Here is a 23,635-nt window from a genome sequence, read left to right as displayed (position 1 = left end):
CGGGCTCGCCGCTACAGCCACTCACCTTCCAGGGCAGTCGCGGTGAGGCCCGGTGCCGCCGCGTACAGGACGGCGCGACTGCCCGGCTTCTGCCCGGCGTCGTACGCCCGCCGCATGATGTCGAACACGGCGGCGCCCCCGCGGTTGCCGGTGGTGTAGCTGTCCCGGCTGTAGTCCAGCAGCCCCGCCGGCCAGGCGTCGGGCATCGTCTGCTCCATGTACTCCAGCACCCGGGTCCCGCCGGGGTGCGCCAGCAGCACGTCGGGGTGCCAGGAGCCGGGGTCGTCCTGGTAGCGGACGCGCAGCCACTCCCACATCGCGGTGACCGTCTCCTGCACGGCACGGGGCCCGCGCCGGTCCATGACGAAGTGGGTGCCGTCCGCCCGCGTCTCCAGGCGGTGCAGGTCCTGGGTGCCGGGCAGGGTGTGGTGCCAGGCGGCGTCCACCCGGAGCACCGACTCGCGCCGCGGGCGGCCCGTGACCACCATGGCGACCGCGGTGTCGGCGAACAGCAGCCGGACGATCAGGGACTCGAGGGTGTCGTCCGCGGGCTGGTAGGTCGTGCTCAGCGCCTCCGCGATCACGACCAGGACCACCCGGTCGGGGTCGGCTGCCACGAGGTCCGCGGCCAGCGCCAGGGAGCGGGTCCCCGCGATACAGGCCCACTGGGTGGCCGGCTGCAGCATCACGTCGTTGCGGAGCTGAAGCTTGTTGGCCAGGGCGATGTCCAGCCCCGGCAGCGCGGGGGTGGTGGAGTTGCTGGTGATCAGGCAGTCGACGTCCGCCGTGTCCAGCCCGGCGATCTGCAGGGCTCCCCGCGCCGCGCGCTCGCCGTAGGACTGCACGGCCTCCCAGGCCGGCGCGGTGCGCTCCTGAACGGTCTGCGGCGTGGGTATCGCCTCGAGCGCGGCGATCGCACGGTCCACGTCCTGCTCGGTGAACCCCTCGCGGGCCAGCGCCTCTTGGGCCCGCCCGGTGCCGACGGTCCGCAGGCCGCCGCCGTTGCCGGGCGCGACGGCGGTCTCCAGCGGCAGCATCCACCCGCGGGTCTCGATGCCGGTGCTGGCCGCGATGCTGTCGATCCGCGGCTCCCACGCCGCGTGCGGATGCCGGTCGCGCACCTCCGCCACGATCTGGCTGGTCTCCACGGCGTGCTCGCCATGTATCACGGCAGGAGGGCAGAGGTAAGCGGACATAAGGGGGCACCTTTCCGAGGGAACAAGCGGGAATGTCATGAGTGCTGTGGCATGAGTCACTTAGGGGCGTTAAGCCCAAGAACTTGCCGTTGCACTCCACTTCGGGAGCCAATATCCGTTTCGAGCATGGACGCCAAATGGACATTTCCGCTGTGATGCAGACAACTTAGGCGGCCTTTGGAGTGCGTGACACGGCACACACCGCTGAAACGAGGGACCTCAGAGCCCTTCCGCAAGCCCTACCTGACTCACCGTCAGCCAACTGCTCCCGGGCAGGTCAGACTGGAGGCCGCGCCTTCTCTTCCGGCCCACTCTCACGGGCCTGCGACTGATTGCCCGCCGTGATTGGACAGAGCGCGGTGCCTGAGGTGCCCGGACGGCGCCCTGGCCGCTTCGTGATCGATCTCGGCGGGGCGTTGATCGGCGTGGTCACCCTCGATCGGCGCGACGCACAGCGCCCGTGTCACATCCGTTCCGGCTGCCGGGGAGGCGTTCGCCGACGCGCTTCCCCGCGAGCCGGTGGCGCCCTGTGTGCGGGTGGACGGTATGGGACGTGGGCACACGTGTCCCACGTGCGCCTCACCCGGTGTGTGGCCGGTCCGTGGCGGTCGGTTCAGGCAGGCCGCCCAGTCGCGTCTCGGGGTCGGCGGATCGTCGTCCCTCGTGCCTCCCCAGCAGTGCCAGGGTCAGGGTCACGGTGACCGAGGTCACAGCCATCAGCGTCATCGCCGTGGCCGGCGAGGCCAGTTGGGCCAGCGTGCCCGCGAGGGCGGCACCGGCTCCCTGCAGGGCGGCCATGCCGGTGGCGTGCAGGCCGAGGGCCTGGCCGGCCAGGTCGTCGGGGGTGAGGGCCATCAGGCGCTCCTGCAGGACCAGGCTCGCGGCGAAGCCGACGGAGGCGACGGTGGCGGCCACGGCAGACAGCGCCACTCCCGGCCGCAGAACGAAGAACAGGTAGGGAACCGCCAGCAGCAGGCGCAGCGGGGTCGCGAGACGGGGGCGCACCCCGGGCGGCACCAGGCGGCCCACGGCCAAGTCGCCCGCGAACATGCCCAGCGCCCCGCACGCGTACAGCGTCCCGGCGGCTTCGGGGGCGTAGGAGACGTAGAGCGAATCGCTGCCGACGATCAGGCCGTTGGGGATCCACAGGCCCAGGTACGTCAGTCGGCGGGGGCGTGCGGACCACAGAAGGGCGTTGGTGCGCCAGGTCGCCGCGAGGGACGGCCGGCCGGAGGAACGCGCCGGCCGGGCGGTGAGGCCGAGGCGGGTGACGAGCGCCGACATCAGGTGCAGCGCCGCCGCGAGGAGCAGGCAGGTGCGCGGGGAGAGCAGCGCCAGCAGTGCGCCGCCCGTCGCGAAGCCGGCCACCTGGACCAGGCCCCAGAGCATGTTGTACACAGAACGGCCCAGCACATAGCCGTCCTTGGGAAGGATCTCGGTCAGCAGCCCCCCGCGCACTCCCCCGCCCAGCGACGCGACCAGGCCCTGCCCCAGGACAACGGCGAAGACCCCCCAGACCGGCAGGCCGGGCAGTGCCGGCACCACCGTCCCGGCCGCGAAGGCGAGGGCGAGGCAGGACAGGATCGCGCGCGGGGGCAGCCGGTCGGCGGCCGAGAGCAGGAACGCGGCCCCCAGCAACTGCGCCAGCTGCGGCCCGAACATGCTCACCGCCGACAGAAACGGGGAGCCGGTGGCCCGGTACACCAGCGTGCCCAGGGCCAGGCCGCCGATCGTCTGGGCCGCCGCGAACGCGGCGAAGGAGAGGAGGAACGAGGCGAACTCCGGGGCGCGGAACACAGAGCGGTAACTGCGCATGCGTCGAAGTCTCGGAGCAGTACGGGGGCCGTGTTTATTGTTTCGGCGACGGGCGAAAGGTCGTAGGCATGGGCCTGTGGCAGATCGACACCGACACCCTCGCCCGCAGCCGGTTCGTGCTCTCGCCGTTCGCCGAGACCTTCGCGAGCCTGAAACTGCTGCACTCGGGAACCGGCGCACATCCGGGTGACGACGCCTGGCTGCGCGCGCACCTGCCCGGCTACCGCGCGCGCCTCGCGGCCGACCCGGTGACCGCGCGGCTCGTACCGGCGGCGCTCGGCAGGTCCTGGATCGCCGACTTCTTCTGCCCCACCTCGTGCGCCGGGGAGAGCTTCGAGGAGACCGTGACCCGGGTGCGGGCGGCCGGTGCCGGGGAGGCACGGGCCAACCTCCGCGTGTCGCTCCGGGGCCCGCTCCCCGCCGTCCTGGAGCGGGACGACCTGCCCGAGCGGGCGGCCGCGCTCCTGACCTACGTCTGGGAGGAGACCGTACGGCCGTACTGGCAGCGCCGGCGGCGCATCCTGGAGGCCGACATGGTCGCGCGGACCGCGCGGGTCAACCAGGGCGGCTGGGCGGCGGTGCTGGACTCCCTGCAGCCCGGGACGACCCAGTGGCTCGGGGACAGCCGCTTCCGGGTCAACCTGAACGCGTATCCGCCGCGGGAGGTCGCCGCCGGGGCCGAGCTGCTGTTCATGCCGGTGACGGCGAGGACCGGGTGGGTGTCGTGGGAGGGACGGGAGCGGTACGCCGTCGTCTACCCGTGTCTCGGGACGCTCGCCGAGGACAGCGACCGGCGCCCCGTCCCGGCGGGGCTGGGTGCGCTCATAGGGACCGCGCGGGCCGGACTGCTGGCGCTGCTCGACACTCCCCTGAGTACGACGCAGCTGGTCGCGGTGACCGGCCAGGCGCTGGGGTCGGTGGGAGGGCATCTGCGGGTGCTGCTGGACGCGGGGCTGGTGGAGCGGCGGCGGGCCGGGCGGTCGGTGCTGTACGTCCGGACGGCGGCCGGTGAGGTCCTGATGGAGGCGTCGGGGGCCGGAGCGGGCGACCAAGAGCCGGAGCGTGGGGATCCACTAGCCGGCCGCCGGCCCCGCGGCCGCCCAGCCTGAGGCGAACCGTCCTGCGAGGGGCCGTCGTCGCCTCCAACTCCTCAGCTGCAACGAGCAGTTGCGCGCCACGCACGGGGTCCGAGGTCCCGCCGGCGCCGGTCGGGCCGAGAGTCGGACGGGCTTCTACGCAGCGTCCGGGATCCGGCGGAGCGTCTTCGGGAGGTTGCGGAGGCGGGGTGTCTCAGGTGTCACGCGGAGGTGCAGGGCGGCGAGCAGCAGGCAGAGCGCGGCCATGGTGGACCACAGAGTGGTCGTCCCGGCGTGGGCGAGCAGTTGGGTGCCGAGGACGGGTGCGAGCGTCGCGGCCACGCCCCAGCTGGTGCCGAAGACGGCGAGGTATCGGCCGCTTCCGCCGGGCGGCGCGAGGTCGGTGACGAGCGCGTAGGCGCGGCCCATCACCAGCAGGTCGCCGAGGCTGCCCACGGCGGCCGAGACGAGCAGTGCCGGCAGGGTGTGGGCGAGGGCGTAGCCGGTCAGCCCCGCCGCCAGGAGGAGATGGGCGAGGGCGAGCGCGACGGGCGTCGTGAGCCGGCTCACCCAGGACAGCCGGACCAGAGGCTGGGCGAGCACGGTGGTGGCCGCGGCGGCGGTGAACAGCAGCCCGGCGTCGGCGGCGGGCAGGCCCCGCCTGGTGAGCGCGAGCGGCAGGGTCATCACGGTCTGCTGGTTGATCAGGGCGTAGGCGGTTCCGGTGGCCAGGACGCTCAGCAGGGCCGGGTCCCGCAGCGGTCGTACGGCGATGTCGTGCTGGATCGTTCCGCGCGGTGCCGGACGGTCGTGGGGCAGGGCCAGCCGGATCAGCAGCGCGCACGCCAGGCAGGTCGCGGCGTCGGCGACGAAGAGCCGGCGCAGGTCCCCACGCCCGAGCAGGGCGGCGAGCAGTCCTGCGCCCATGCCGCCCGCCGCGAGCGCGGCGCTGAACAGGCTGAAGGCACGCACCCGTTGCCGTTCCGGCACCGATTCGCCGATGATCGCCTGGCTCGGCGGCTCGTACAGCTCGAAGGCGAGCCCGAGGAGCACCGCCCCGATGACCGCCCAGGTGAGCGAGGTCGAGGCCGCGATCGCCAGCTGTGCCACGGCGCATCCGCAGAGCCCGAGCACGACGGTCGTGCGCCGGCCGATCCGGTCGGCCAGCCATCCGCCGGCCAGCCGCGAGGGGATCGTCGCGAGCCCGAAGGCGGCGCCGACCAGCCCGGCGGTGGTCAGGCTCGCGCCGTGGCCGGCGCGGATCAGCGCGGTGAGAAAGGGCAGTGAGAAGGCTCCGAGCCGGTTGACGACCCGGGCGAGCAGCAGCAGGCGGACGGTGCGGGGCAGTGGTTCGGAGCGCGGCACAGCACCCTCCCGTCACTGGTCAATCGTCTATTGTCGGTGACGGACACCGTAGACAGCGAAAGGTAACTGGTCAAGTGTTGTTCGACAGTCACATGCGCCGTCTGCTCGATGCCTCGGTGGCGCTCGTCAACGCGCTGACCGACGGTGAGGCGCGCGGCCGTCACTACCGCGCGCCGGCGGGCGCCGAGCGGGTCGCGGCGGTCCGCTCGGCCCTCTCCGCCGGGCCGGACCTGGGTCTCGGCGAGGCCGACCGGCTGGCCGCCACTGCCCGCACCCTGCGCAGCGTGTTCGAGGCCGCGGCCGCCGACCGCCTCGACGACGCGGCGCTCGCCCTGAACGCACTGCTGCGTGAGACCGGCGCCCGCCCCCAGCTCGACCGGGCTGCCGGGGAGCCGTGGCAGGTCCATTTCCACGGCGCCGACGACTCGTACGCCGTCGGTTGGAGCGCCGGCTGTGCCACCGGCCTCGCCATGGCCCTCGGCAGCGACTACGCCGGCCGCCTCGGGGTCTGCGCCGCCCCGCGCTGCGACCGGGTCTACGTGGACACCTCCCGCAACGCCGGGCGCCAGTTCTGCTCGACGGCCTGTCAGAACCGGGTCAAGGCAGCGGCGTTCCGTGCACGGCGCGCGAGCGGCCAGGCCTGAGCCTCGGTCCGTCAACTTCGCGAACCGGGCAGAGGACGTCACCGTCCTGCGGCGTCCCAGCCGTCGTGGTGCAGGACCTGCTCCAGCGGCAGCCGTGGGCCCGGACGGAAGGTGTGGCGCAGCGGGTAGGCGGTCGGCAGCAGGGCGCCCTGGCGGACGGTGGGGGGAAAACCGAGCAGGTCGGCGACCTCGTGTTCGCGGTCCAGATGGACCGCCGTCCAGGCGGTGACCAGACCGCGGTCGCGGGCGGCCAGAGCATAGCTCCAGGCGGCGGGCAGCAACGACGCCCACAGGCCCGCCTGGTTGCCCTCCGGCAGCCGCCCCTCGGGCAGTTCGAGACAGGGGATCACCAGGACGGGCACCTGGTGCAGACGGTCGGCCAGTGCCCGGGCGGCGGTCAGCACGGAGCGTGTCGACGCGGGCAGCCGGGCCGGCCGCTTCAGCGCGGCGGCGTTGCGGTCGTAGAAGGCGGCCCGGTACACCTCGGCTACGCCCGCGCGGATCCGGGCGTCGGTCAGCAGGATCCAGCGCCAGTTCTGCCGGTTGTTGCCGTTGGGGGCCTGCAGGGCGATGCGCAGGCAGCCCTTGACGAGTTCCGGGTCCACCGGGCGGTCCAGGTCCAGGCCGCGCCGCACGCACCGCGTCGTGGTCAGCAACTCCTCGCAGGACAGGGACGGTTCACCGGTCACGGCCCGAGCACCGCCCGGACGGTCAGCACAAGGTACGTGACCGCGACGAAGCCCGTCGCGGCCGGCACCGGCCAGGCGCCGCGGCCCGAGGACACGAACCGCCAGGTGCCCCATGCGGGCAGCACCGCCGCCAGGCAGGGCAGCAGTCCGAGGGGACCATCCGGGGCGAACAGCAGTACCTCGCAGCCGACCGCGCCCGCCGCGAGGGCGGCGGTGACCGTCGCGCTGCCGCGCGGGCCGAGGTCCACCGAGTACAGACGGGCACCGGGCGGCGCCTCCCAGGCGGTCTTCCGGGCGAACTCGACGTGCAGGAGGACGAAGGCGCACAGGGCGAGCAGGACCGCGCCGCGCCAGCCCGCGGTGAGCTCCCCGGCGGCGGCGAGCGACCCGTAGACGTAGACGCCGAGGAGCACCTGCACCGGGTAGGTGACCGCGAGGTTGAGCAGCTGCCGGTCGCGTACCGCGGGTGACCGCCGCTCCAGCGCGGCGAGGAACGTCCCGTAGCCGAGTGCCACGAGGATCAGCAGGACCGCCGTGGCCGAGAGGACGGCGTTCAGGCCCGTCACCGCCACCGCGATCGCCGCCATCGCGGCGCGCAGCTCGGCCCCGGTGACCGCACCGGTGACCAGCGGCCGGTCGGGGTGGTGCACCCGGTCGTGCGCGAGGTCCTTCTGCTCGTCGAGCATCCGCAGGAACAGCAGCGCCAGTACGACGCTCAGCACCCGCACCCAGGTGGCACCGGACGGCCGCCAGGGGGTGCCGGTCGCGGCCACCGCCGTACCCTCCAGGGCGAGGACCCACAGCAGACCGTAGGCGGCGTAGAGGTGCGGCGGGAACCTGCTCAGCACGAAGCGGCCCAGCCGGGCGGGAACCCGCGCGGCGCTGATGGTGGTCACCGCCGGGGCTGCCCCGGTTCCCGCGCGTACCCGGCTCATACCGCTCCCCGATCCGCCGCGGCGGCACCCGCCAGGCCTGCCGGGTCGAGGTCCGGGTCGGCGAGCCTGACCCGCGCCTCGGCAGCCACGGCACCGGGCTGGCGCAGGGTGCACTCGATGTCGGCACCGGACCGGACCGGGGCGGCCCGGCACTCGAGCGGCAGGTCCATCTCGGCGAAACAACGGAACCGGGCGGCCAGGCCGAGCGGAAGGGCCGTGGGCGTGCGGACGGCGCCGGCCGCCACGGCCGCGGTCAGGGCGAGTTGACGGAAAGCCTCCAGTTCCAGCATGCCGGGCACATGGTCGACCCAGTGGTCGTAGAGGGTGGGGTGCTCGGTGTCGGCGGTCAGCCGCGCCGTGCGGCCGCCGTCGCCCGTGGTGCGCGGCGGGGAGATCACCGTGTTGGCCGGGTCGCGCCGCCCGACGAGGGCCGCGGCGACGCGTGGTCCGGGCAGGGCGACGGGCCCGTCGGGCAGGCCGAGCGCGCCGCGCTGTCCGGCCCGCAGCCGGGTCCAGTCCTCCGGGCACATCCAGGAGTAGCCGATGCGGGCCAGCAAAGCCACCTGGGGGCCAATGGTCAGGGCGAAGCCCAGCCGCAGGCCGGTCACCCCGGTACGGACCCGGAACCGGTGCTCGACACGCGTGGTGATGACGGCCTCGGTGGGACCGTGCCCCAGGGCGAGGGCCGACGGGTGCGGCACCTCGAACTCGACCGTCCGCAGCAGGAACTTGTACCCCAAAGGCACGTCGAAACAGCGGTGGGCCACCACGAAGATGCCCTGCCGGCACGCCTCCAGCAACAGCAGCGGATCGTGCCGGTCACGGGGGCCGAGGGTGTCGTGGTAGAAGGCGTGGCGGCGAGGGAACTGCGCGGCCAGCAGCAGTTCGTCCTCGCCGTGGTGCGCCATGTCGGTCAGGAAGACCTCGGCGACCGCGGCGCGGTGCACCAGCTCCTTGGGAAGTGTCCGGGTGAACTGCATGGGCCGCTCCTCAGGTCAGGGTGGCGCGGACGGCCCGCAGGTGGCGGCGCCAGGCGTCGGCGTCGGCTCCGTCGAGCACCGGGGCACGGCCGGGCTGCCGCATGGGCAGCACCTTCGAGCCGACGATGACGGTGTCCCACGGATCGAGTTCGATCCCGTGCCGCCACGCGGTCTCGAGCAACTGCCGCGCGTCCGCGTCGGTGCCGCAGTGCGGTGACATGACGTCCCGCAGCCGTTCGACGGCGGGGTCGAAGTCGAGGTCCCGGGGCTTGGTCGCGGCGTAGAGCCGGCCGGTCAGCCTGAGGGCGTCGGCAAGGCGGTCCTCGCCGGCGAGGGCGGAGCGGAACAGGCGCTCACGTGCGCTGTCGTCGAAGTGGACGGCGAGCTCCCGCAGGACGTCCGCGGGTTCGTCAGGGGTGTGCACCAGGTTCAGCAGGTAGCTGTAGCGGCCGAGGAGATGGCGTAGGTGGCCGGGCTGCCGGGCGTCGGGGTCCGTGGGGCCCTTGAGCCGGGTCAGTTCGACCGATGCGGGGACGTCCAGGTCGTGGACGGCCCGGACCAGCAGCACGAGGGCGTCGGCGTCCTCGAGGAACAGGGCTGCGAGCCTCCTGCGGTGAGGGGTGGCGAGGTTCCACTGGAAGTACCACAAAGAGCGGATCATGGTGCGGGTCAGCCGGGTGACCGCCGCTCCGGCGATCCTGAAGCCCCGCCCGGCCAGCCAGTACACCGCCGCGTCCAGCCTGCGGGCCACCACGGCGTCCGGTTTGAGCAGCAGCAGCGCGTGCCGGTGGGCGAAGTCCGGGACGTCGTCGGTGAGGGCGGCGAGCTGGTCGTAGCTCTCCTGGTAGTAGGTGTCGGCGCCGTACAGCCGCTGTTTGGCGGGGTCGCAGGTGAGCAACGGGGAGACGGGTATGCCCCGCGGGGGCTCGGCGAGGTGTGCGGCGGTCATCGATGGGTGCTCCCGTCGGGTCGGGCGGCGTCCGGCCCCCGGTGCGGGGCCGGGCCGAGATAGCCGGTCGTGAGGCAGTGGTCGAGGAGGCGGCGCAGGTACGGCCGTCCGCCGGTCGGCGCCGGCCGGTGGCTGAAGACCGTCGCCTGGGCGTCGTCGAAGTGGACGCGCCGCCGGAAGTAGGTCTCGTACAGGGAGATGACGCGGTGGTAGTAGGGGCGTTCGCGCTCGGGCAGGTCCGCGGCACGGAACGCGGACGGCGGGACGAACCGCGGCACGTGGAAGGAGGGGTACTCGGCCAGGACGTCGGAGAAGTCCCGCAGGGTCAGCTCGTGCCCGACGGCGTGCAGCGTGCGGCCCTCGGCCTCGGGGAAGCGGGTGGCGGCCTCGGTCACCAGGTCGGCGACCCGGTCGACGGGGGCCAGGTCGAGGACGGCGTCGTAGCGGCCCGGCACGGTGCGCAGCAGGCCCCGGGTGAGGACCCGCAGCACGGGGTAGATGGTCTTGAAGTCGCGGACTTGGCCGGTGCGGGCGGCACCGGTGACGATGCTCGGGCGCACCACACTCACCGGCAGGCCCTCGGTCGCTGCCGTGCGGACCAGGTTCTCGGCGCCGAGTTTGCTCTTCTCGTAGCCGTTTCCGAGGCGTTGACCCAGGTCGGTTTCGTCCTCGCGCGCGGTGCCGTCGCGTTCCCCGCACACGTAGGCGGTGCTGACGTGCACGAGCGGCGTACGGTCGGTGAGGGCCAGGTCCAGGACGTGCCGGGTGCCCGCCACGTTGACGCGGTCGTAGCGTTCGTCGGCCAGTCCGAAGTCGGTGACGGCGGCGCAGTGCACGATCCGGTCGGCGCCGGCGGCGAGCCGCCGGTCGGCGTCGGTCAGCCCGAGGCCGGGGCGGGTGATGTCGCCGGTGATCCGGGTCAGCGTGCCCGGGCCGGCGGTGAGCTCCCTTCCGTGGTTGCGGACGATGCGGGGGGTGCGGTGCAGCAGCGCCAGCACGGTGTGTCCCGCGGCGGTGAGCCGGGCGGTCACCTCCGCGCCCACGAGGCCGCCGGCTCCGGTCACCAGCACCGTCATCGGGCCGGGCATGGGCGGCTCCTTCGGGCGGAACGTCGGATGCGGCGCGGTCACAGGGCCTGGTGGGGCTGGGCGCCGTTGCTTGCCAGGAGGTCGCGGGCCTCTTCGATGGGCAGGTCCGCGTCGAGGTGGGCGCCGATGCGCAGCCAGTCGTGGCCGAGCCGCAGGGTGGCCGCCCAGGTCGCCGCCGAGTCGAAGGAGGCCGGGAACGTGCCGGCGCCCACCGCGGTACGGATCAGGGCGGTGCAGGCCCGGATCTCCGTGAGCAGTCTGTCGCCCTCTTCCGCCGACTCGACGGTCCGCCGCAGCAGTTCGCCGGCGCGTGCCCCGATCGGCCGGGTGGCGGGCGGCAGCAGGTCGAGGCGGCGTACCAGACCGGCGTCGGCGGGCAGCGGATGGACGCCGTGGGCGCTGAGCAGTCCGCGCAGCGCGGCGTGCACGGCGCGGCGCGCGGTGAGTTCGGCGACCCGCCACTGGCCCATGCGCAGGGCGCCGGTCAGATCCTCGACGGCGTTCTCCACGACGACGTTGGACCACACCAGGGCCATGGCCGCGGCCGCGAACCGGTCGGCGGGCAACGGCAGGAGGTCGACGGCGCGGGAGCCGGTCACGGCCGCGCCGTGCAGCGACAGCAGCGGCTGTGCGGGGGAGGGCGGTGGGGTGACGGGGCCGGCCGGAGCGGCGAGCGGCAGCGCGGGGGTGACGGTGCCGCCGCCCTTCCAGGCGAGGCGGATCAGCCCGTAGCGCAGGAAGGCGGCAAGCAGCGCGCCGGGTTCGGAGACGCCGGTGTCCGCGGCGGTGTCCAGCACCCGGGGCAGCGGCCGGCCCAGGACGAGGGAGCGCCAGACGGACCCGGCGTCGTCGCCGAGTGCGAACACCTCGCGGCCACCGCGGACGACGTGCACCCGTTCGCCGGTCTGCCAGGTGGTCACCCGGGCCACGCGTTCGACGGTGAGCCGCTCGGGCCGCCAGGACACTCCGGTGAGTCCGAGTTGCCTGGCGAAGGCGAGGCAGGCGGTCAGGTGGTCGTGGGCGGCGCCGGCGTCACCGGACGCGGGGGTGGTGGCGTCCAGTTCCCAGTAGCGGTCGCGTACGTCCGCGCGGCCGGTCCGGGCGAGCTGCAGGGACAGCCACTTGGGTTCGAGGTAGGTCTCCCCCACCCCGGCGGCCCAGGACTTGACGGCCTGGATGAGTCCGGCGCGGGTCCATTCGGCCGCCTCGTCGCCCTCGCCGAGGCACAGCAGCGCCATCGCGTGGCGCAGGGACTGACGGGCCCGGTGCGCCCACCAGCCGGCGGCGATCCGGCGGAACTCTTCGACGGGCAGCATCGCCTTCACCTCCTCGACCAGGGCGTGGCCGCGCAGCGGGTGGCTGTGCAGCAGCCGCTGGCAGCGGTTGAGGAGGTCCTCGGAGAGCCGGCCGGGCCGCTTGGCGTGCTGCTGCACCTCGCGGAACTGGGCTGCGATCTGCCGCACGGAGCGGGTGCGTATCTCCACTCGCCGGCCGTCCACGAACAGCAGGGACGGCATGATCGGCGGGTCGTCCTGGCCGCGGTCGATGAGGAGGAAGTCGATGTCCGAGGAAGAGTTGCCGAATCCTTCCGCGACGGAGCCTTCGAGGGTCACGGCGCACTCGGTGGCGCGGGGCAGTTCGGCGAGGGACTTGTCGAGCAGGTCCTGGAGTTGCTCCTCGGTGAGGATCACGGGTGGGTCTCCGTTCCAGAGCTGTCCGGGGCGGCGGGCGTGCCGTCGTCGGGCGGATCGGCGAGTACGGTGACCGTCCCGGCGGCACCGTCGACGCGCAGCCGGGTGCCGGTGCGGATCTCGGTGGTGGCGTCCCTGACCTGGACCACGGTCGGAATGCCCAGCTCACGTGCCACGACGGCGACATGGGTGAGCGGGCTGCCCCGCTCGATGACGAGCGCGGCCGCCGAAATCAGCGCGCCGACCCAGCCCGGGTCGGTCCGATAGGTGACGAGGATGCCGCCGCCGATGTCGCGCGGGCTGTCGGTGACGACGGCGCGTCCCTCGGCGACGCCGGGGCAGCAGGGGGTGCCGTGCAGCTCACGGGCGCCGCTGCGGGCGGCCGGACGGCTGCTCCAGCCGGCCCGCTCCAGGTTCCCCGACCAGTACGGGGCGCCGTGGGTGACGAAACGGGACGGGGCGCGCAGCGCGGTGCCGGCGGCCAGGCGCCTGCGGCGCAGGGCGGCCAGCTCGCGCAGTTCCGTGTGGACGATCGCGCCCTCGTAGGCGCCCGCGATCTCCTCCAGACGGAGCATGAACACGTCGTCCCAGGCGTCGATGGCTCCGGCGCGTGCCAGGTCGCGGCCCAGGGCGCGCAGCATGCGCTTGGCCGCTCCGAAGGCACGGGTGCGGCAGAACCTGAGGCGTTCCCGGTCGGCCAGCGCCGTCCGGGCCTTGCCCCGCACCCGCTCGTACAGCAGACGGCGCGGGCCGCGCAGGTGCTCGTCGAGGTAGGCCTGGGCCTCGTCGGGACGGGCGTCCGCCGCGCCGCGCCGGTCCGGGGCACCGCCGTCCGCGTTGTCGGACAGGGCGTCCCGCAGCAGGGTGACCAGTCCGGCCGGGTTCTCGTGCAGGTCGGGGACCTCCAGCTTCAGTTCGTCGGGGCTGCGGTAGCCGTAGTCGGCGAGATAGGCGTCGACGGCGGCCAGGAACCGGGTGTGCCCGGCCGCGCGCAGTGCCGGGAGGCACTCGGAGTCGGAGGTGTGCTCCAAGACGTGCAGGACCTCGGCGTCGGCGCGGGCCCGGGCGGCCAGCTCGCGCAGGGCGCGCACCGGTTCGGCGGATTCCACGGTGCCGCCGGGGGCGGCCGCGGCCCACGTGAACCATTCCGGTGCGTCGGGCAGCCAGCGGCGGGTGAGCAGGGCCAGCAGGCCCATGGAGAGCAGAATGGTGGCGTCCAGGGCCTGCATCGGGCCCCATTTCTCGATGAGTTCGCGCTGCAGGCGGCGGAAACGGCGGTAGGTCTCGTCACCGGGCAGGGCGTCGTAGTCGACGTTGTTGAAGATCGCGTATGCCCGGTGGAAATCGCGGTGGAATCGCTCCACGGACCGATGGATGGTCAGGTACCTCCTGGCGAATTCCACCGTGCGGGCCAGGCGCGACAAGCGGCCACGCAGGCCGGCCCGGGGAGTGAACGGATGGAGGGTGTCGGCGAGTTCGTCGGAAATGCTCTCAGTGACGCCGAGGGATTTCTCCAGGACCCGCCGGCCCAGTGGGTACAGCGGGGCCAGGCGCACCATGCGGTACCAGTGGAAGAGGTTGTAGTAGACGCGTCCGTGGACGTAGCCCAGCAGGTGCGGGGTCCACTCGCGCACCTCGCGCAGTTGCTCGCCGCGGACACCCAGGGCGCGGGCGTAGCTGTCGTACACCTTGGCGTAGGTGTCGGCGGCGAAGCTGTAGGTAAGCGGGGAGACGACGCCGCTGAAGCTCTCGATGATGTTGGAGTTGTCCCAGATGCGCCGCTCGCCCCGGGGTGCGGGGCTGGTGACCGGGCGGCTCTGCAGGATCCACAGGGTGCCTTCGGCGATGGCCCACTCGATGTCCTGAGGGGCACCGTGGTGTGCGCTGATGCGGGTTCCGGTCTCGTGCAGCCGGGCCAGGTCGGCGGCGTTGAGGGCGGGCTCGGCGCGCTCCTCGTCGGGGACGGGTGACACCTCGCAGCCGGGTCCGGCTCCGGCGTCGTAGCGCTCCCGCTTGTCACCGATCAGGGTGCTGAGCGGTTCGCCGGTGGCGGCGTCCAGGAAGACCGTGTCCGCGTCGACGGCGCCCGAGACCAGCCCCTCCCCCAGGCCGGGTACGGCGCTCACCACATGCCGGTCGGTGCGGCCGGTCGCCGGGTCGGCGGTGAGGAGTACGCCGCTGCGCTCGGCCGGCACCATGCGCTGCACGACGACGGCGACGCCCCCGGTGCCGGGGGGCAGCCGGCGCTGGGCGCGATAGCGCAGGGATCGTTCCGAGAAGGCGGAGGCCCAGCAGCGGCGGACATGGGCGATGACCTCGTCGGTGCCGCGGATGTTGAGGAAGCTGTCGAACTGGCCCGCGAAGGAGTGCCGCGTGCCGTCCTCCTCGGCCCCGGACGAGCGGACGGCCACCGCGCCGCCACCGGCCTGCTGATAGGCACGCCGGACGGCGTCGGCGACGGACGCACCGAGCGGCGCGCCCTGGATGAGACGGGCGATCTCCTCGGCGACCTGCCCGGGCCTCGACTCCCAGCCGTCGGTGAGGAGCCGTGCCAGGTGCTCGTCCAGACCGTTGCCGCGACAGAATTCCGCGAAGACATTCGTACCGAGGACGGACCACGTCGGCACGTGAAAGCCGGACGTGGTGAGGGTGTGGAGGTTCTTCCCTTTTCCGCCGGCCCATTGGGTGATCAGCGATGGGTCACTGGACGGGGTGAGGACCTGCAGGGACAGGTTTCCGGAAGTCGTACTGAGCGACAACTCGTTGCCCTTTCAAGGGTGTTCCAGGGTGTTGCTCAACCGGTGCCAGTCGGCTTCGCCCGAATGTTCCACAGTGAGAAAGGTCAATTCATCCGGCGGGTTCATCAGGGGGCACTTTTCGGTCGTCGTAGTGCTTTCAAATTCCGGAGCCGAACGGAGCCGAACGGAGCCGGACCGAGCCGGACCGGGCCGAGCCGGACCGCCGTGCGGTGCCGGGGGCCGTGCGCGCCATGCGTTCGCTCTGTTTTCTCCAAGTTTTCCGCCGCGCCCTGGACACGGCCGTACCCATCAGTAGGGTTGCCGCGGCGGGGCCGCCCGACCGGCGGGCCCGCAGCCAAGTGACCTTCGTACAAGGGGGATTCATGAGCGGGACGAGCCGTCGTCGGTTCCTGTCGAGAGCGTCCGCCGCTGCCGCGGGAGCGGCCCTCTGGCCGGTGCTGACGCCGGGAAGCGCCAGGGCGCTGGACCGGGCCCTCGCGGCGACCGCGGCACGTGCGGTGCGTACTGCCGGGACCACCTTGGAGCAGGCGGCGGCACCGCTCGATTCAGGTGCGTACAAGCGGCTCACGGCGGGGCCGGGCTGGCCGCTGGCGGTGCGTGCGGAGCTGGCCGGCGCGGGTGCCGGCCGGGACGACCGGCGCACCGGGCTCGCCTCCTTCGTGCAGTTCACGGACCTGCACCTGACGGACACCGAGTCACCGGTGCGGTTCGAGTACCTGGCGCGCCTCAACGACAGCGCGCACCGGCCGCAGGAGGCGCTGACCGTGCGGGGCGCCTCGTCGCTGGTCGAACGGGTCAACCAGGTGCGCCAGGGTCCGTACACCGGGCTGCCGTTCGGTTTCGTCATGGCCACCGGTGACAACACCGACAATCACGAACGGATCGAACTCGACTGGTATCTGACCGTCATGAGCGGCGGCCGGATCACTCCGAACAGCGGTGACCCCCGTCGCTACGAGGGTGTGCAGAACTCCGGCAGCGCGCAGTACTGGAACCCGGAGTCCGCTCTCCAGGACGCCTACAAGGCCAAGGGCCTGCCCGAGATCCCCGGTTTCCTGAGCGGCGCCATCCGCCCCTTCGACGCACCGGGCCTGAGCGTCCCGTGGTACACCACGGTCGGCAACCACGACGACAGCATCGAGGGCAGCCTGCCCGACCTGGGGCTGCTGAACGACCTCTACACCGGCTCGCGCAAGCTGGAGGGCTGCGACGACGCCACTGCGGCGCAACTGGCGGACGCGGTGCTCCACGACCCCGCCCAGGCCGTGCTCCTGCTGAGCAAGCTGCTCGCCAACGGTGGTGCCATCCGTACGGTCACGCCGGACGAGCGGCGCCATCCGTTCACACCGGCCGAGTTCGCCCGGGCCCACCTGAACCCCGCGTACACCGGCGCCGGTCCCGCCGGACACGGTTTCAGCGCCGACTCGGCCGACAGCGGGCGGCTCTACTACACCTTCGACCTCGCCGACGGCGTCCTCGGCATCAGTCTCGACACCACCAACCGGGCCGGCTTCGCCGACGGTTCCCTCGGCACCGCACAGCTGAACTGGCTGGAATCGGTCCTCAAGGCGCACAGCGGCCACTGGTACGACGCCGACGGCCACGTGGTGCGCGGTGGTTCCGACAGCCGTCTCGCCGTCGTCTTCAGCCACCACACCAGTGGCACCATGGGCAACCTGCTGCCCGACCCGTACCACCCCTTCGAGGGCCGGCACAGCGGGGCCGAGCTCGTCGCCCTGCTCCAGCGCTTCCCGAACGTCGTGGCCTGGGTCAACGGACACACCCACACCAACCAGATCCTCGCGCACGGCCACGCCGTGCCCGAGCGCGCCTTCTGGGAGATCAACACCGCCTCCCACGTGGACTACCCGCACCACGCCCGGATCATCGAGATCGCTGACAACCAGGACGGCACCCTGTCCGTCTTCACCACGCTCATCGAGTCCGCCGCGCCGTACCGGACCGACTTCACCGACACCTCCGACCCCGGCCTGGCCGCGCTGTACCGCGAACTCGCCTACAACGACCCCTACGCCACCCCCGCCACCCGCATCGGCACGCCCGCCGACCACAACACCGAACTCCTGCTGGCCAAACCGTCGGCGTAGCCCCGGTACGACCGGAAAACGCCGACGGGCCGCATGGCAGCCTCGGCATCGGGGCGCCCGTCCTGATCGACGCCGCCCGGCTTGCGCGCGAGGTCCGATACGGGCGCGGTCACGTACCCGGCATAGGCACGGCCGGCCGCACCTGGGTCAGGGGCGGCGGCCGATAGCCGGACCGCCGGGCTTCACCAGTCGTGCACTGTCCCGTCGAGGAGCGTGTTGACGGGCAAGTAGGCCTGCTCGTAAGGGAAGTGACGCGCCGCTTCGACGTCGAGGTCGACACCGAGGCCCGGTGCGTCGGACGGATGCAGCAGTCCTTGCTCGAAGCGGTAGGAGGTTCGGAAGACCTCGAGGGTCCGCTCGGAGTGCCGCATGTATTCCTGGATCCCGAAGTTGTGCACGGCCAGGTCCAGGTGGAGGGCGGCGGCCATGCCCACCGGGGAGATGTCGGTGGGGCCGTGCATCCCGGACCTGACTCCGTAGACGGCCGCGAGGTCGAGCAGCTTCTTCATCGCGGTGACGCCGCCGGTGTGGGTCACCGCGGAGCGCACGTAGTCGATGAGCCGTTCGCTCAGCAGCATGGTGTAGTCGTACACGGAGTTGAAGACCTCGCCGATCGCCAGCGGTGTCGTCGTGTGCTGCCTGATCCAGCGCAGGGCCGCCTGGTCCTCCGCGGGCGTGGCGTCCTCCAGCCAGAACAGGTCGTACGGCTCCAGTGCCTTGCCCAGCCGGGCGGCCTCGATCGGCGTCATCCGGTGATGACCGTCATGCAGCAACGGCAGCTCGGGACCGAACTCCGCCCGTACGGCCTCGAAGACGGAGGGCAGGTGCCGTAGGTACGCGCGCGTGTCCCAGGTCTCCACGGTGGGCCGGGGCCGGTCGCCGGTGGTGCGGCGCGCGGGCTCGTAGTCGTACCGCTCTCCGCCGCCGGCGCTCGAGGCGGCCACGCCGTACACCGAGTCGAAGCCGGGTATCCCGGTCTGTATGCGGATGGCGCGGTAGCCCAGCTCCCGGTGCGCCCGTATGGAGTCGAGGAGTTCGGGCACGTCGCGGCCGGAGGCGTGTCCGTAGGCGAGGGCGCCGGCGCGGGAAGCGCCGCCGAGGAGCTGGTAGAGGGGCATCCCGGCGTACCTGGCCTTGATGTCCCACAGCGCGGTGTCCACGGCCGCGATGGCCGCCATGGTCACGGGGCCGCGCCGCCAGTACGCACCCCGGTAGAGGTACTGCCAGGTGTCCTCGATGCGGGAGGCGTCCCTCCCGAGGAGCAAGGGCACGACATGACTGTCCAGGTAGGACTGGACGGCCAGCTCGCGGCCGTTGAGCGTGGCGTCGCCGAGACCGACGACGCCGTCCTCGGTGGTGATGCGCAGGGTGACGAAGTTCCGTCCCGGGCTGGTGACGATGACCTCGGCGGACACGATCTTCATGGTGGGTCCCCCCTCTTTCGTCTCTTGGTCGGTTCGGTCGTTCTGTTTCCTTCGTTCAGGTACGCCTTGGTTCGCGTACGCCTTCGCTCGCGTACGCCTTCGTTCAGGTACTTCTTCGTTCAGGTACGCCGGGCCAGTTCGGTCTGGATCTCGGCGACGATGCGTTCGGCCGGCAGGGTCGCGTCGATGGTCATCCCGGCCTCGTCGTCCTCCAGTGGTTCCAGGTCCTCGAACTGCGAGGCCACCAGGGAGGCGGGCATGTAGTGCGATCTTCTGTGTGCCACACGGGAGTTGGCTTCGTCCTGGTCGAGCGTCAGGTGTACGAAGAAGGCGTCGGGCCGGGACACCCGGAGCAGCTCGCGGTAGATGCGTCTGAGGGCGGAGCAGGTGATCACCAGCCCCTCCTCCGCGCCCGCCACTCGCATCCGGCCCGCGATGGCGGCCAGCCACGGACTGCGGGTGCGGTCGTCGAGAGGGGTGTGGTTCGCCATCGACTCCACATTGCGGCGGGGATGGAAGTCGTCCCCCTCCTCGAACGGCACTCGGAGCGAGTCCGCCAAGTACCGGCCCACCGTGGTCTTGCCGCAGCCGGCGACCCCCATGACGACGACGGGGGCGCGCCGGGCGTGGAACAGGGCGGCCATGGCGTCCTGGAAGCCTGCTCGATGAGCGGAGGGCAGACCGCTCACGTTGAACTGGTCCAGGCCCGTCCGCAGTCGGTCGCGCACGCCGGGGTCGCGCAGTCGCCCGCTCCTGATCTCGGCGAGGAGACCCTCCGCGAAGGCCTCCGCGGCCGTGGCCAGCCCCTGGTCGACGGCGTAGGCCAGCCCCATGTGCAGCCACATGGCGATCGGCTCCGGCCTCGTGGGATACCGCTGGACGGTGTCGGTGCCGACGACGGCCCGCGTCGGCGTGACCACCGCTTCCTGGTGCGTGCCCGCCCAGTCCCTGTCGATGCGGTGGTTCAGCGCCATGACGACCGGGTGGGACAGCCGCACGAAGAGTTCGTTGCGGGAGCCGGCGAGGAGGGTTCGGTGGAAGGCCGCGTCCACGTCACGGAAGCGCTGCCGGATCGCCGTGCCGTCCCGGGGCTGAGCGAAGTCCGGATCCTCGCTCAGGGTGAGCAGGGTGCGGGCGTGGCTGGTGAGGTCGTGGCAGATCTCGGCGGACCGGCTGAGTGCGGCCAGCCTGGCCGCCCGGGGCTCGATCACTTCCCGCAACTCGGTGAGTGAGCGCATCTGGCTGTCGGGTGCCACCTCCAGACGCCAGGCGATCACGTCGGCGTCCAGCAGGTCCCACTGTTCCAGCGCCTGGACGGTGGCCCCGATCCGCGGCTGCAGATTGACCAGGCCTTTCTGGTGCAGCATCTGCAGGGCCTCTCGGGCCATGGGCCGGGTGATCCCGAACTCCTGCACCACGGCGTCCACGGTGAGGTGGTGATCGCGGGGCTTGCCGCCTTCCACGATCTGGCAGCCCAACTGCTCCACCACCTTCGCGGTGGATCCCCGTAACGCGTCCTCGGAACCTTCGGGTAGGTCGACCTCGGGACCAGTCATGGCGGGAATGCTAAATCACAGCGGCAGGTTGGTCAGCTGTCAGAGCATCAGCAGAAGGAGCGCGGAGGCTCTTGGGGCGCACGCCGGGGCACACTGCTCGCTACGACCGCCCCCGCGCGAACCCTATGGCGACCGATGCCACATCAGAATCCTTTTCTGATCTAGCTCAAGTGAGTAGCGTGGTCGCTCATTCGAAGCGTTCCGGTGATACCGAGGACCGGCCAGGCGAATGAGCAATACGCCGTCACCAGGCCCGCCTTCGGCGCACGGCAGCTGATGCAGGGCTGCCTCGTCCCGTTCTGACGCAGCCGCAGGAGAGCCGCATGCCTGAACAGACCTCGCCCACGCCGCCGCCGGACCGGTTGTCACTGCGCTGGGCGCTCATCCTGTTAGCCGCGGTGGTGGCGGGACTGCTGGCAGGCCTCTTGACGTACGCGCAGTCCCACAACTGGCCGGCCTCACTCCTGGCGGCGCTCGGAGCGAGTGGTGGGGCCCTCGTGAGTCTTCCGCTGCTGCTCTGATACGCCTGCTGCTCTGATACGACGGCGACGGCTGCCCGGCGAACGGCGAGGCCGGGGCGGTCCCGGGCCGCAGGGCCGACCCGCGCGACCGGCCTCTCAGCATCCGCCCGGCTCGTCCCGACGACCCTGCCGGGCCCGGTGCCTGCGGCGCCGAGGACGTCGAGTCGGGCCGAGGACGGCGTGGACCCGCAGGACCTCGCCGCCCTCGCGGCGGGGGTCCTGCTGCCGCTCGGCACGGCGACCGCGTGCCTTGCCCTCCGCCCGCTGCCGGAGGATCGTGGTGGTAGCCGGTGATCGGCGCAGAACAGCGGAACCAGGCGTGCACGACGATGAAGCCCGACGAACGACCCGGCCGGCTCGCTGAGCGGCCGGCGGGCCTCCCCTTCGACCCACTCGACCGCGACACACCCGAAGCGATCGTGGTCACGGACTCGGTCGGGCGAGTGACGCACCTGAGCGCCGGTGCGTCGGCGCTGTGGGGGCGCACCCCCGAGGAGGTGATCGGCAGGCCGCTGGCCGATCTGCTGACCGCCGACGAAACGGCGGTGAGGCACCGCGACGGCAGGGCTCTGGACACCCGGCTGCGTCTGTTCCCCCTGGGTTCGGACGAGCGGCCCGCCGGGTTCGTCCTGGTGGCCGGAGGCAGGCCGGACAGCGGCGGGACGGACGCGAACGCGGCCCTGGTGAAGTGGGCGTTCGACCAGCACCCCACCGCCTTCGTGATCTACGACCACGAGGCCCGCATCCAGCGGCTGAACACCGCGATGTCCCGGATCATGGGCTACCGCGAGGACGAGATGCGCGGGCGTTTCCTCGCCGAGATCGTGCCGGGATCGGTGTACGAGGAGATCGAGCGGCGCATCCGCCGCGTGCTGAAGACCGGGCGGCCGGAATACACGGAGCCTTTCGTCAGGACCCCGGGCGAGGCGAAGGCGCACGCCTGGTTCATGGACATCTTCCCGCTCAAGAACGCGGCCGGCCGGGTGTGCGGGGTGGCCGTGTCGGCATCCGACTTCTCGCAGCAGTACGACTCCCGGGAGCGGCTGGCGCTGCTGAGCGAGGCCCGGACCCGTATCGGTACGAGCCTGGACGTGGCGGGCACCGCTCAGGAACTGGCCGAGGTCGTCGTGCCGCGCTTCGCCGACGTCGTCAGCGTCGACCTGCTGGAACCGGTCTTCCTGGGCGGCCTGCCCGGACCACTCCCGTCCGGCCCTGTCCCACTGCGCCGGGCGGCATATCGAACGGCATTCCAACCCGGCCGGAACACCCCGGCCCGGGACGATCCCGCCCAGGACACCCACGCCCGGAACACCCCCGCCCGGCATGCTCCAGCCCGGGACGCTCCCGCCCCGGGGGCGGTCCAGCGCCATCCGCGCTCTTCGCCCCTCGTGCGGTGCCTGGTCGAAGGCCGGGCGGTGCGGCAGGCCGTCACCGACGACGAGATCGTCCGCTGGCTCGGCGACGATCCCGCACAGGCGGAGCAGATCCGCGCGTGCGGCATACGCTCACTGATCGCCGTGCCGATCCACGCCCACGGCTACACCCTCGGAGCGGTTCTGTTCGGGAGACGCGCGACCTCCCTGGAACCCTTCGGCCCCGAATGTCTGGCCATCACAGAGGACCTGGTCGCCCGGGCGGCCGTCTGCCTGGACAACGCCCGCCGGTTCACCCGGGACCGTGGCATCGCGCTGGCCCTGCAGCGGAGCCTGCTGCCGCGGGGACCGACCGTGCACCCGGCCGTGGAGACGGCGGTGCGCTACCTTCCCGCGGGCGGCGAGGTCCAGGCGGGCGGCGACTGGTTCGACGTGATCCCGCTGCCCGGGGCGCGGGTCGGCCTGGCCATCGGTGACGTCGTCGGCCACGGCGTGCACGCCTCCGCCACCATGGGCCGCCTTCGTACGGCGGTGCGCACCCTCGCCGACATCGACATGCCGCCCGACGAGCTCCTGACCCATCTCGACGACATCGTGACCCACGCGGAGGGCGAGCAGGGCGCGGACGACACCCTCGGTGACATCCCCGGCGACATCGGCGCCACGTGCGTGTACGCCGTCTACGACCCGGTGTCCGGCACCTGCTCCCTGGCCCGGGCCGGCCACCCGGCCCCCCTGCTCGTCCGCCCGGACGGTTCCGCGGGTGTCGTCGACCTGCCCGCCGGCCCTCCGCTCGGCCTGGGCAGTCTGCCCTTCGAGGCGACGGAGCTCACCCTGCCCGAAGGAAGCCTGCTCGCCCTGTTCACCGACGGTCTCGTCACGGGCGGCGGCCGCGACATCGACGACGGCGTCACCGCGCTGCGCCGCGCTCTCGCCGAGCCCGCCTCCTCGCTCGAGGCGCTGGCCGACTCCGTCCTGGAGACCCTGTGCCCCGGTCCACGCGACGACGACATCGCCCTGCTCCTCGCCCGCACGCGGGTCCTCGACCGAGACCATGTCGCCGGCTGGGACCTGCCCGCCGACCCCGCCGTCGTGTCCGAGGCACGCAAACGGGTCCGGGACCTGCTGCCCACCTGGGAGCTGGAGGCGGAAACCTTCGTCACGGAACTGGTGGTCAGCGAACTCGTCACCAACGCCATCCGGTACGCCACCGGCCCGATCCACCTCCAGCTGGTCAAGGAGCGTTCCCTGATCTGCGAGGTGTCCGACGCCAGCAGCACCGCCCCTCATCTGCGCCGGGCCCGGCTGAGCGACGAGGGCGGCCGCGGACTGTTCATGGTCGCCGAACTCACCCGGCGCTGGGGCACCCGCTACACCCGCACGGGCAAGACCATCTGGGCCGAACAGTCGATCGGCGGGGTGTGAGCCGACCGGTCGCACGAGCCTCGTCCGAGAACCGCTGTCCG

General features: G+C 72.4%; 17 protein-coding genes and 1 pseudogene. 6 read left to right on the top strand and 12 right to left on the bottom strand.

Translation table 11 applies throughout. The features are described 5' to 3' along the window. Positions 1–11 precede the first annotated feature (11 nt). The gene (locus ABB07_RS38070; RefSeq protein WP_208902989.1) at positions 12–1,196 is read right to left on the bottom strand and encodes a beta-ketoacyl-[acyl-carrier-protein] synthase family protein; all 1,185 of its coding nucleotides are present in this window, start codon (positions 1,194–1,196) and stop codon (positions 12–14) included. 350 nt (positions 1,197–1,546) lie between these two features. Between ABB07_RS38070 and ABB07_RS41255 the strand changes: the two are divergent. After that, positions 1,547–1,733, top strand: a pseudogene (locus ABB07_RS41255) (GNAT family N-acetyltransferase); the annotation flags it as partial. Positions 1,734–1,775: 42 nt separating this feature from the next. On the opposite strand, the gene ABB07_RS38065 reads toward ABB07_RS41255, so the two are convergent. Next, positions 1,776–3,011 carry an MFS transporter gene (locus ABB07_RS38065; RefSeq protein WP_208902988.1) on the bottom strand — a complete coding sequence of 412 codons (1,236 nt, stop codon included), beginning with the start codon at positions 3,009–3,011 and terminating at the stop codon, positions 1,776–1,778. Positions 3,012–3,079: 68 nt separating this feature from the next. Here ABB07_RS38065 and ABB07_RS38060 point away from each other — a divergent pair, with 68 nt between their 5' ends. Further along, positions 3,080–4,120 carry an ArsR/SmtB family transcription factor gene (locus ABB07_RS38060; RefSeq protein ID WP_208902987.1) on the top strand — a complete coding sequence of 347 codons (1,041 nt, stop codon included), beginning with the start codon at positions 3,080–3,082 and terminating at the stop codon, positions 4,118–4,120. 123 nt (positions 4,121–4,243) lie between these two features. Here ABB07_RS38060 and ABB07_RS38055 read toward each other — a convergent pair whose 3' ends face one another. Further along, on the bottom strand, positions 4,244–5,452 hold the full coding sequence (locus ABB07_RS38055; protein ID WP_244189670.1) for an MFS transporter: 1,209 nt from the start codon (positions 5,450–5,452) through the stop codon (positions 4,244–4,246). Between the two features lie 74 nt (positions 5,453–5,526). On the opposite strand from ABB07_RS38055, the gene ABB07_RS38050 reads away from it, so the two are divergent. Continuing rightward, a complete protein-coding gene (locus ABB07_RS38050) occupies positions 5,527–6,096 on the top strand; it encodes a CGNR zinc finger domain-containing protein (RefSeq protein ID WP_244189669.1) in 570 nt (189 codons plus the stop codon). Positions 6,097–6,134: 38 nt separating this feature from the next. Here the strand turns inward: ABB07_RS38050 and ABB07_RS38045 are convergent, their stop codons facing one another. The 7 genes from ABB07_RS38045 to ABB07_RS38015 are packed head-to-tail and all read right to left on the bottom strand — an operon-like array spanning position 6,135 to position 15,187. Further along, positions 6,135–6,785, bottom strand: coding sequence for a nitroreductase family protein (locus tag ABB07_RS38045; protein ID WP_208902986.1), 651 nt, complete (start codon positions 6,783–6,785; stop codon positions 6,135–6,137). Then, a complete protein-coding gene (locus ABB07_RS38040; RefSeq protein ID WP_208902985.1) occupies positions 6,782–7,681 on the bottom strand; it encodes a UbiA prenyltransferase family protein in 900 nt (299 codons plus the stop codon). The genes ABB07_RS38045 and ABB07_RS38040 overlap by 4 nt, the downstream gene beginning before the upstream one ends. Positions 7,682–7,716: 35 nt before the next feature. After that, complete coding sequence (locus tag ABB07_RS38035; protein WP_208902984.1) at positions 7,717–8,700, bottom strand: ScbA/BarX family gamma-butyrolactone biosynthesis protein; 984 nt, start codon at positions 8,698–8,700, stop codon at positions 7,717–7,719. Between the two features lie 10 nt (positions 8,701–8,710). Continuing rightward, positions 8,711–9,649, bottom strand: coding sequence for a nucleoside-diphosphate kinase (locus tag ABB07_RS38030; protein ID WP_208902983.1), 939 nt, complete (start codon positions 9,647–9,649; stop codon positions 8,711–8,713). After that, positions 9,646–10,737 (bottom strand): SDR family oxidoreductase, encoded by a 1,092-nt coding sequence (locus tag ABB07_RS38025; protein ID WP_208902982.1) that lies wholly within the window; start codon positions 10,735–10,737, stop codon positions 9,646–9,648. The genes ABB07_RS38030 and ABB07_RS38025 overlap by 4 nt, the downstream gene beginning before the upstream one ends. A gap of 38 nt (positions 10,738–10,775) precedes the next feature. Then, positions 10,776–12,428 carry a hypothetical protein gene (locus tag ABB07_RS38020; protein ID WP_208902981.1) on the bottom strand — a complete coding sequence of 551 codons (1,653 nt, stop codon included), beginning with the start codon at positions 12,426–12,428 and terminating at the stop codon, positions 10,776–10,778. Continuing rightward, positions 12,425–15,187, bottom strand: a complete 2,763-nt coding sequence (locus tag ABB07_RS38015; RefSeq protein WP_279617414.1) for a phosphoenolpyruvate synthase — start codon at positions 15,185–15,187, stop codon at positions 12,425–12,427. Before ABB07_RS38015 ends, ABB07_RS38020 begins: the two co-directional genes overlap by 4 nt. A gap of 362 nt (positions 15,188–15,549) precedes the next feature. Between ABB07_RS38015 and ABB07_RS38010 the strand changes: the two genes are divergently transcribed. Beyond that, the gene (locus ABB07_RS38010) at positions 15,550–17,295 is read left to right on the top strand and encodes a TIGR03767 family metallophosphoesterase (protein WP_208902980.1); all 1,746 of its coding nucleotides are present in this window, start codon (positions 15,550–15,552) and stop codon (positions 17,293–17,295) included. Between the two features lie 182 nt (positions 17,296–17,477). Here ABB07_RS38010 and manD read toward each other — a convergent pair whose 3' ends face one another. Next, positions 17,478–18,719: a D-mannonate dehydratase ManD gene (gene manD / locus ABB07_RS38005; protein WP_208902979.1), complete on the bottom strand. Its 1,242-nt coding sequence runs from the start codon at positions 18,717–18,719 to the stop codon at positions 17,478–17,480. A gap of 119 nt (positions 18,720–18,838) precedes the next feature. Further along, positions 18,839–20,275 carry a gluconokinase, GntK/IdnK-type gene (locus tag ABB07_RS38000; protein WP_208902978.1) on the bottom strand — a complete coding sequence of 479 codons (1,437 nt, stop codon included), beginning with the start codon at positions 20,273–20,275 and terminating at the stop codon, positions 18,839–18,841. A gap of 323 nt (positions 20,276–20,598) precedes the next feature. Between ABB07_RS38000 and ABB07_RS37995 the strand changes: the two genes are divergently transcribed. Continuing rightward, positions 20,599–20,796: a hypothetical protein gene (locus ABB07_RS37995; RefSeq protein ID WP_208902977.1), complete on the top strand. Its 198-nt coding sequence runs from the start codon at positions 20,599–20,601 to the stop codon at positions 20,794–20,796. Between the two features lie 290 nt (positions 20,797–21,086). Continuing rightward, entirely contained in the window at positions 21,087–23,594 is a 2,508-nt protein-coding gene (locus tag ABB07_RS37990; protein WP_244189668.1) for a SpoIIE family protein phosphatase, read from the top strand. Positions 23,595–23,635 lie beyond the last annotated feature (41 nt).

Origin of the sequence: Streptomyces incarnatus (genome assembly GCF_001027185.1) — a bacterium.
Classification (GTDB): domain Bacteria; phylum Actinomycetota; class Actinomycetes; order Streptomycetales; family Streptomycetaceae; genus Streptomyces; species Streptomyces puniciscabiei.
This window is presented reverse-complemented; position numbering and strand designations above follow the sequence as displayed.

What these genes read in the sequence shown, in the direction of transcription:
- ABB07_RS38035 (WP_208902984.1), bottom strand. Translation starts at nt 8,700, where the DNA reads ATGCAGTTCACCCGGACACTTCCCAAGGAGCTGGTGCACCGCGCCGCG.
- ABB07_RS38060 (WP_208902987.1), top strand. Translation starts at nt 3,080, where the DNA reads ATGGGCCTGTGGCAGATCGACACCGACACCCTCGCCCGCAGCCGGTTC.
- ABB07_RS38065 (WP_208902988.1), bottom strand. Translation starts at nt 3,011, where the DNA reads ATGCGCAGTTACCGCTCTGTGTTCCGCGCCCCGGAGTTCGCCTCGTTC.
- ABB07_RS38030 (WP_208902983.1), bottom strand. Translation starts at nt 9,649, where the DNA reads ATGACCGCCGCACACCTCGCCGAGCCCCCGCGGGGCATACCCGTCTCC.
- ABB07_RS37995 (WP_208902977.1), top strand. Translation starts at nt 20,599, where the DNA reads ATGCCTGAACAGACCTCGCCCACGCCGCCGCCGGACCGGTTGTCACTG.
- ABB07_RS38000 (WP_208902978.1), bottom strand. Translation starts at nt 20,275, where the DNA reads ATGACTGGTCCCGAGGTCGACCTACCCGAAGGTTCCGAGGACGCGTTA.
- ABB07_RS38025 (WP_208902982.1), bottom strand. Translation starts at nt 10,737, where the DNA reads ATGCCCGGCCCGATGACGGTGCTGGTGACCGGAGCCGGCGGCCTCGTG.
- ABB07_RS38010 (WP_208902980.1), top strand. Translation starts at nt 15,550, where the DNA reads ATGAGCGGGACGAGCCGTCGTCGGTTCCTGTCGAGAGCGTCCGCCGCT.
- manD (WP_208902979.1), bottom strand. Translation starts at nt 18,719, where the DNA reads ATGAAGATCGTGTCCGCCGAGGTCATCGTCACCAGCCCGGGACGGAAC.
- ABB07_RS38070 (WP_208902989.1), bottom strand. Translation starts at nt 1,196, where the DNA reads ATGTCCGCTTACCTCTGCCCTCCTGCCGTGATACATGGCGAGCACGCC.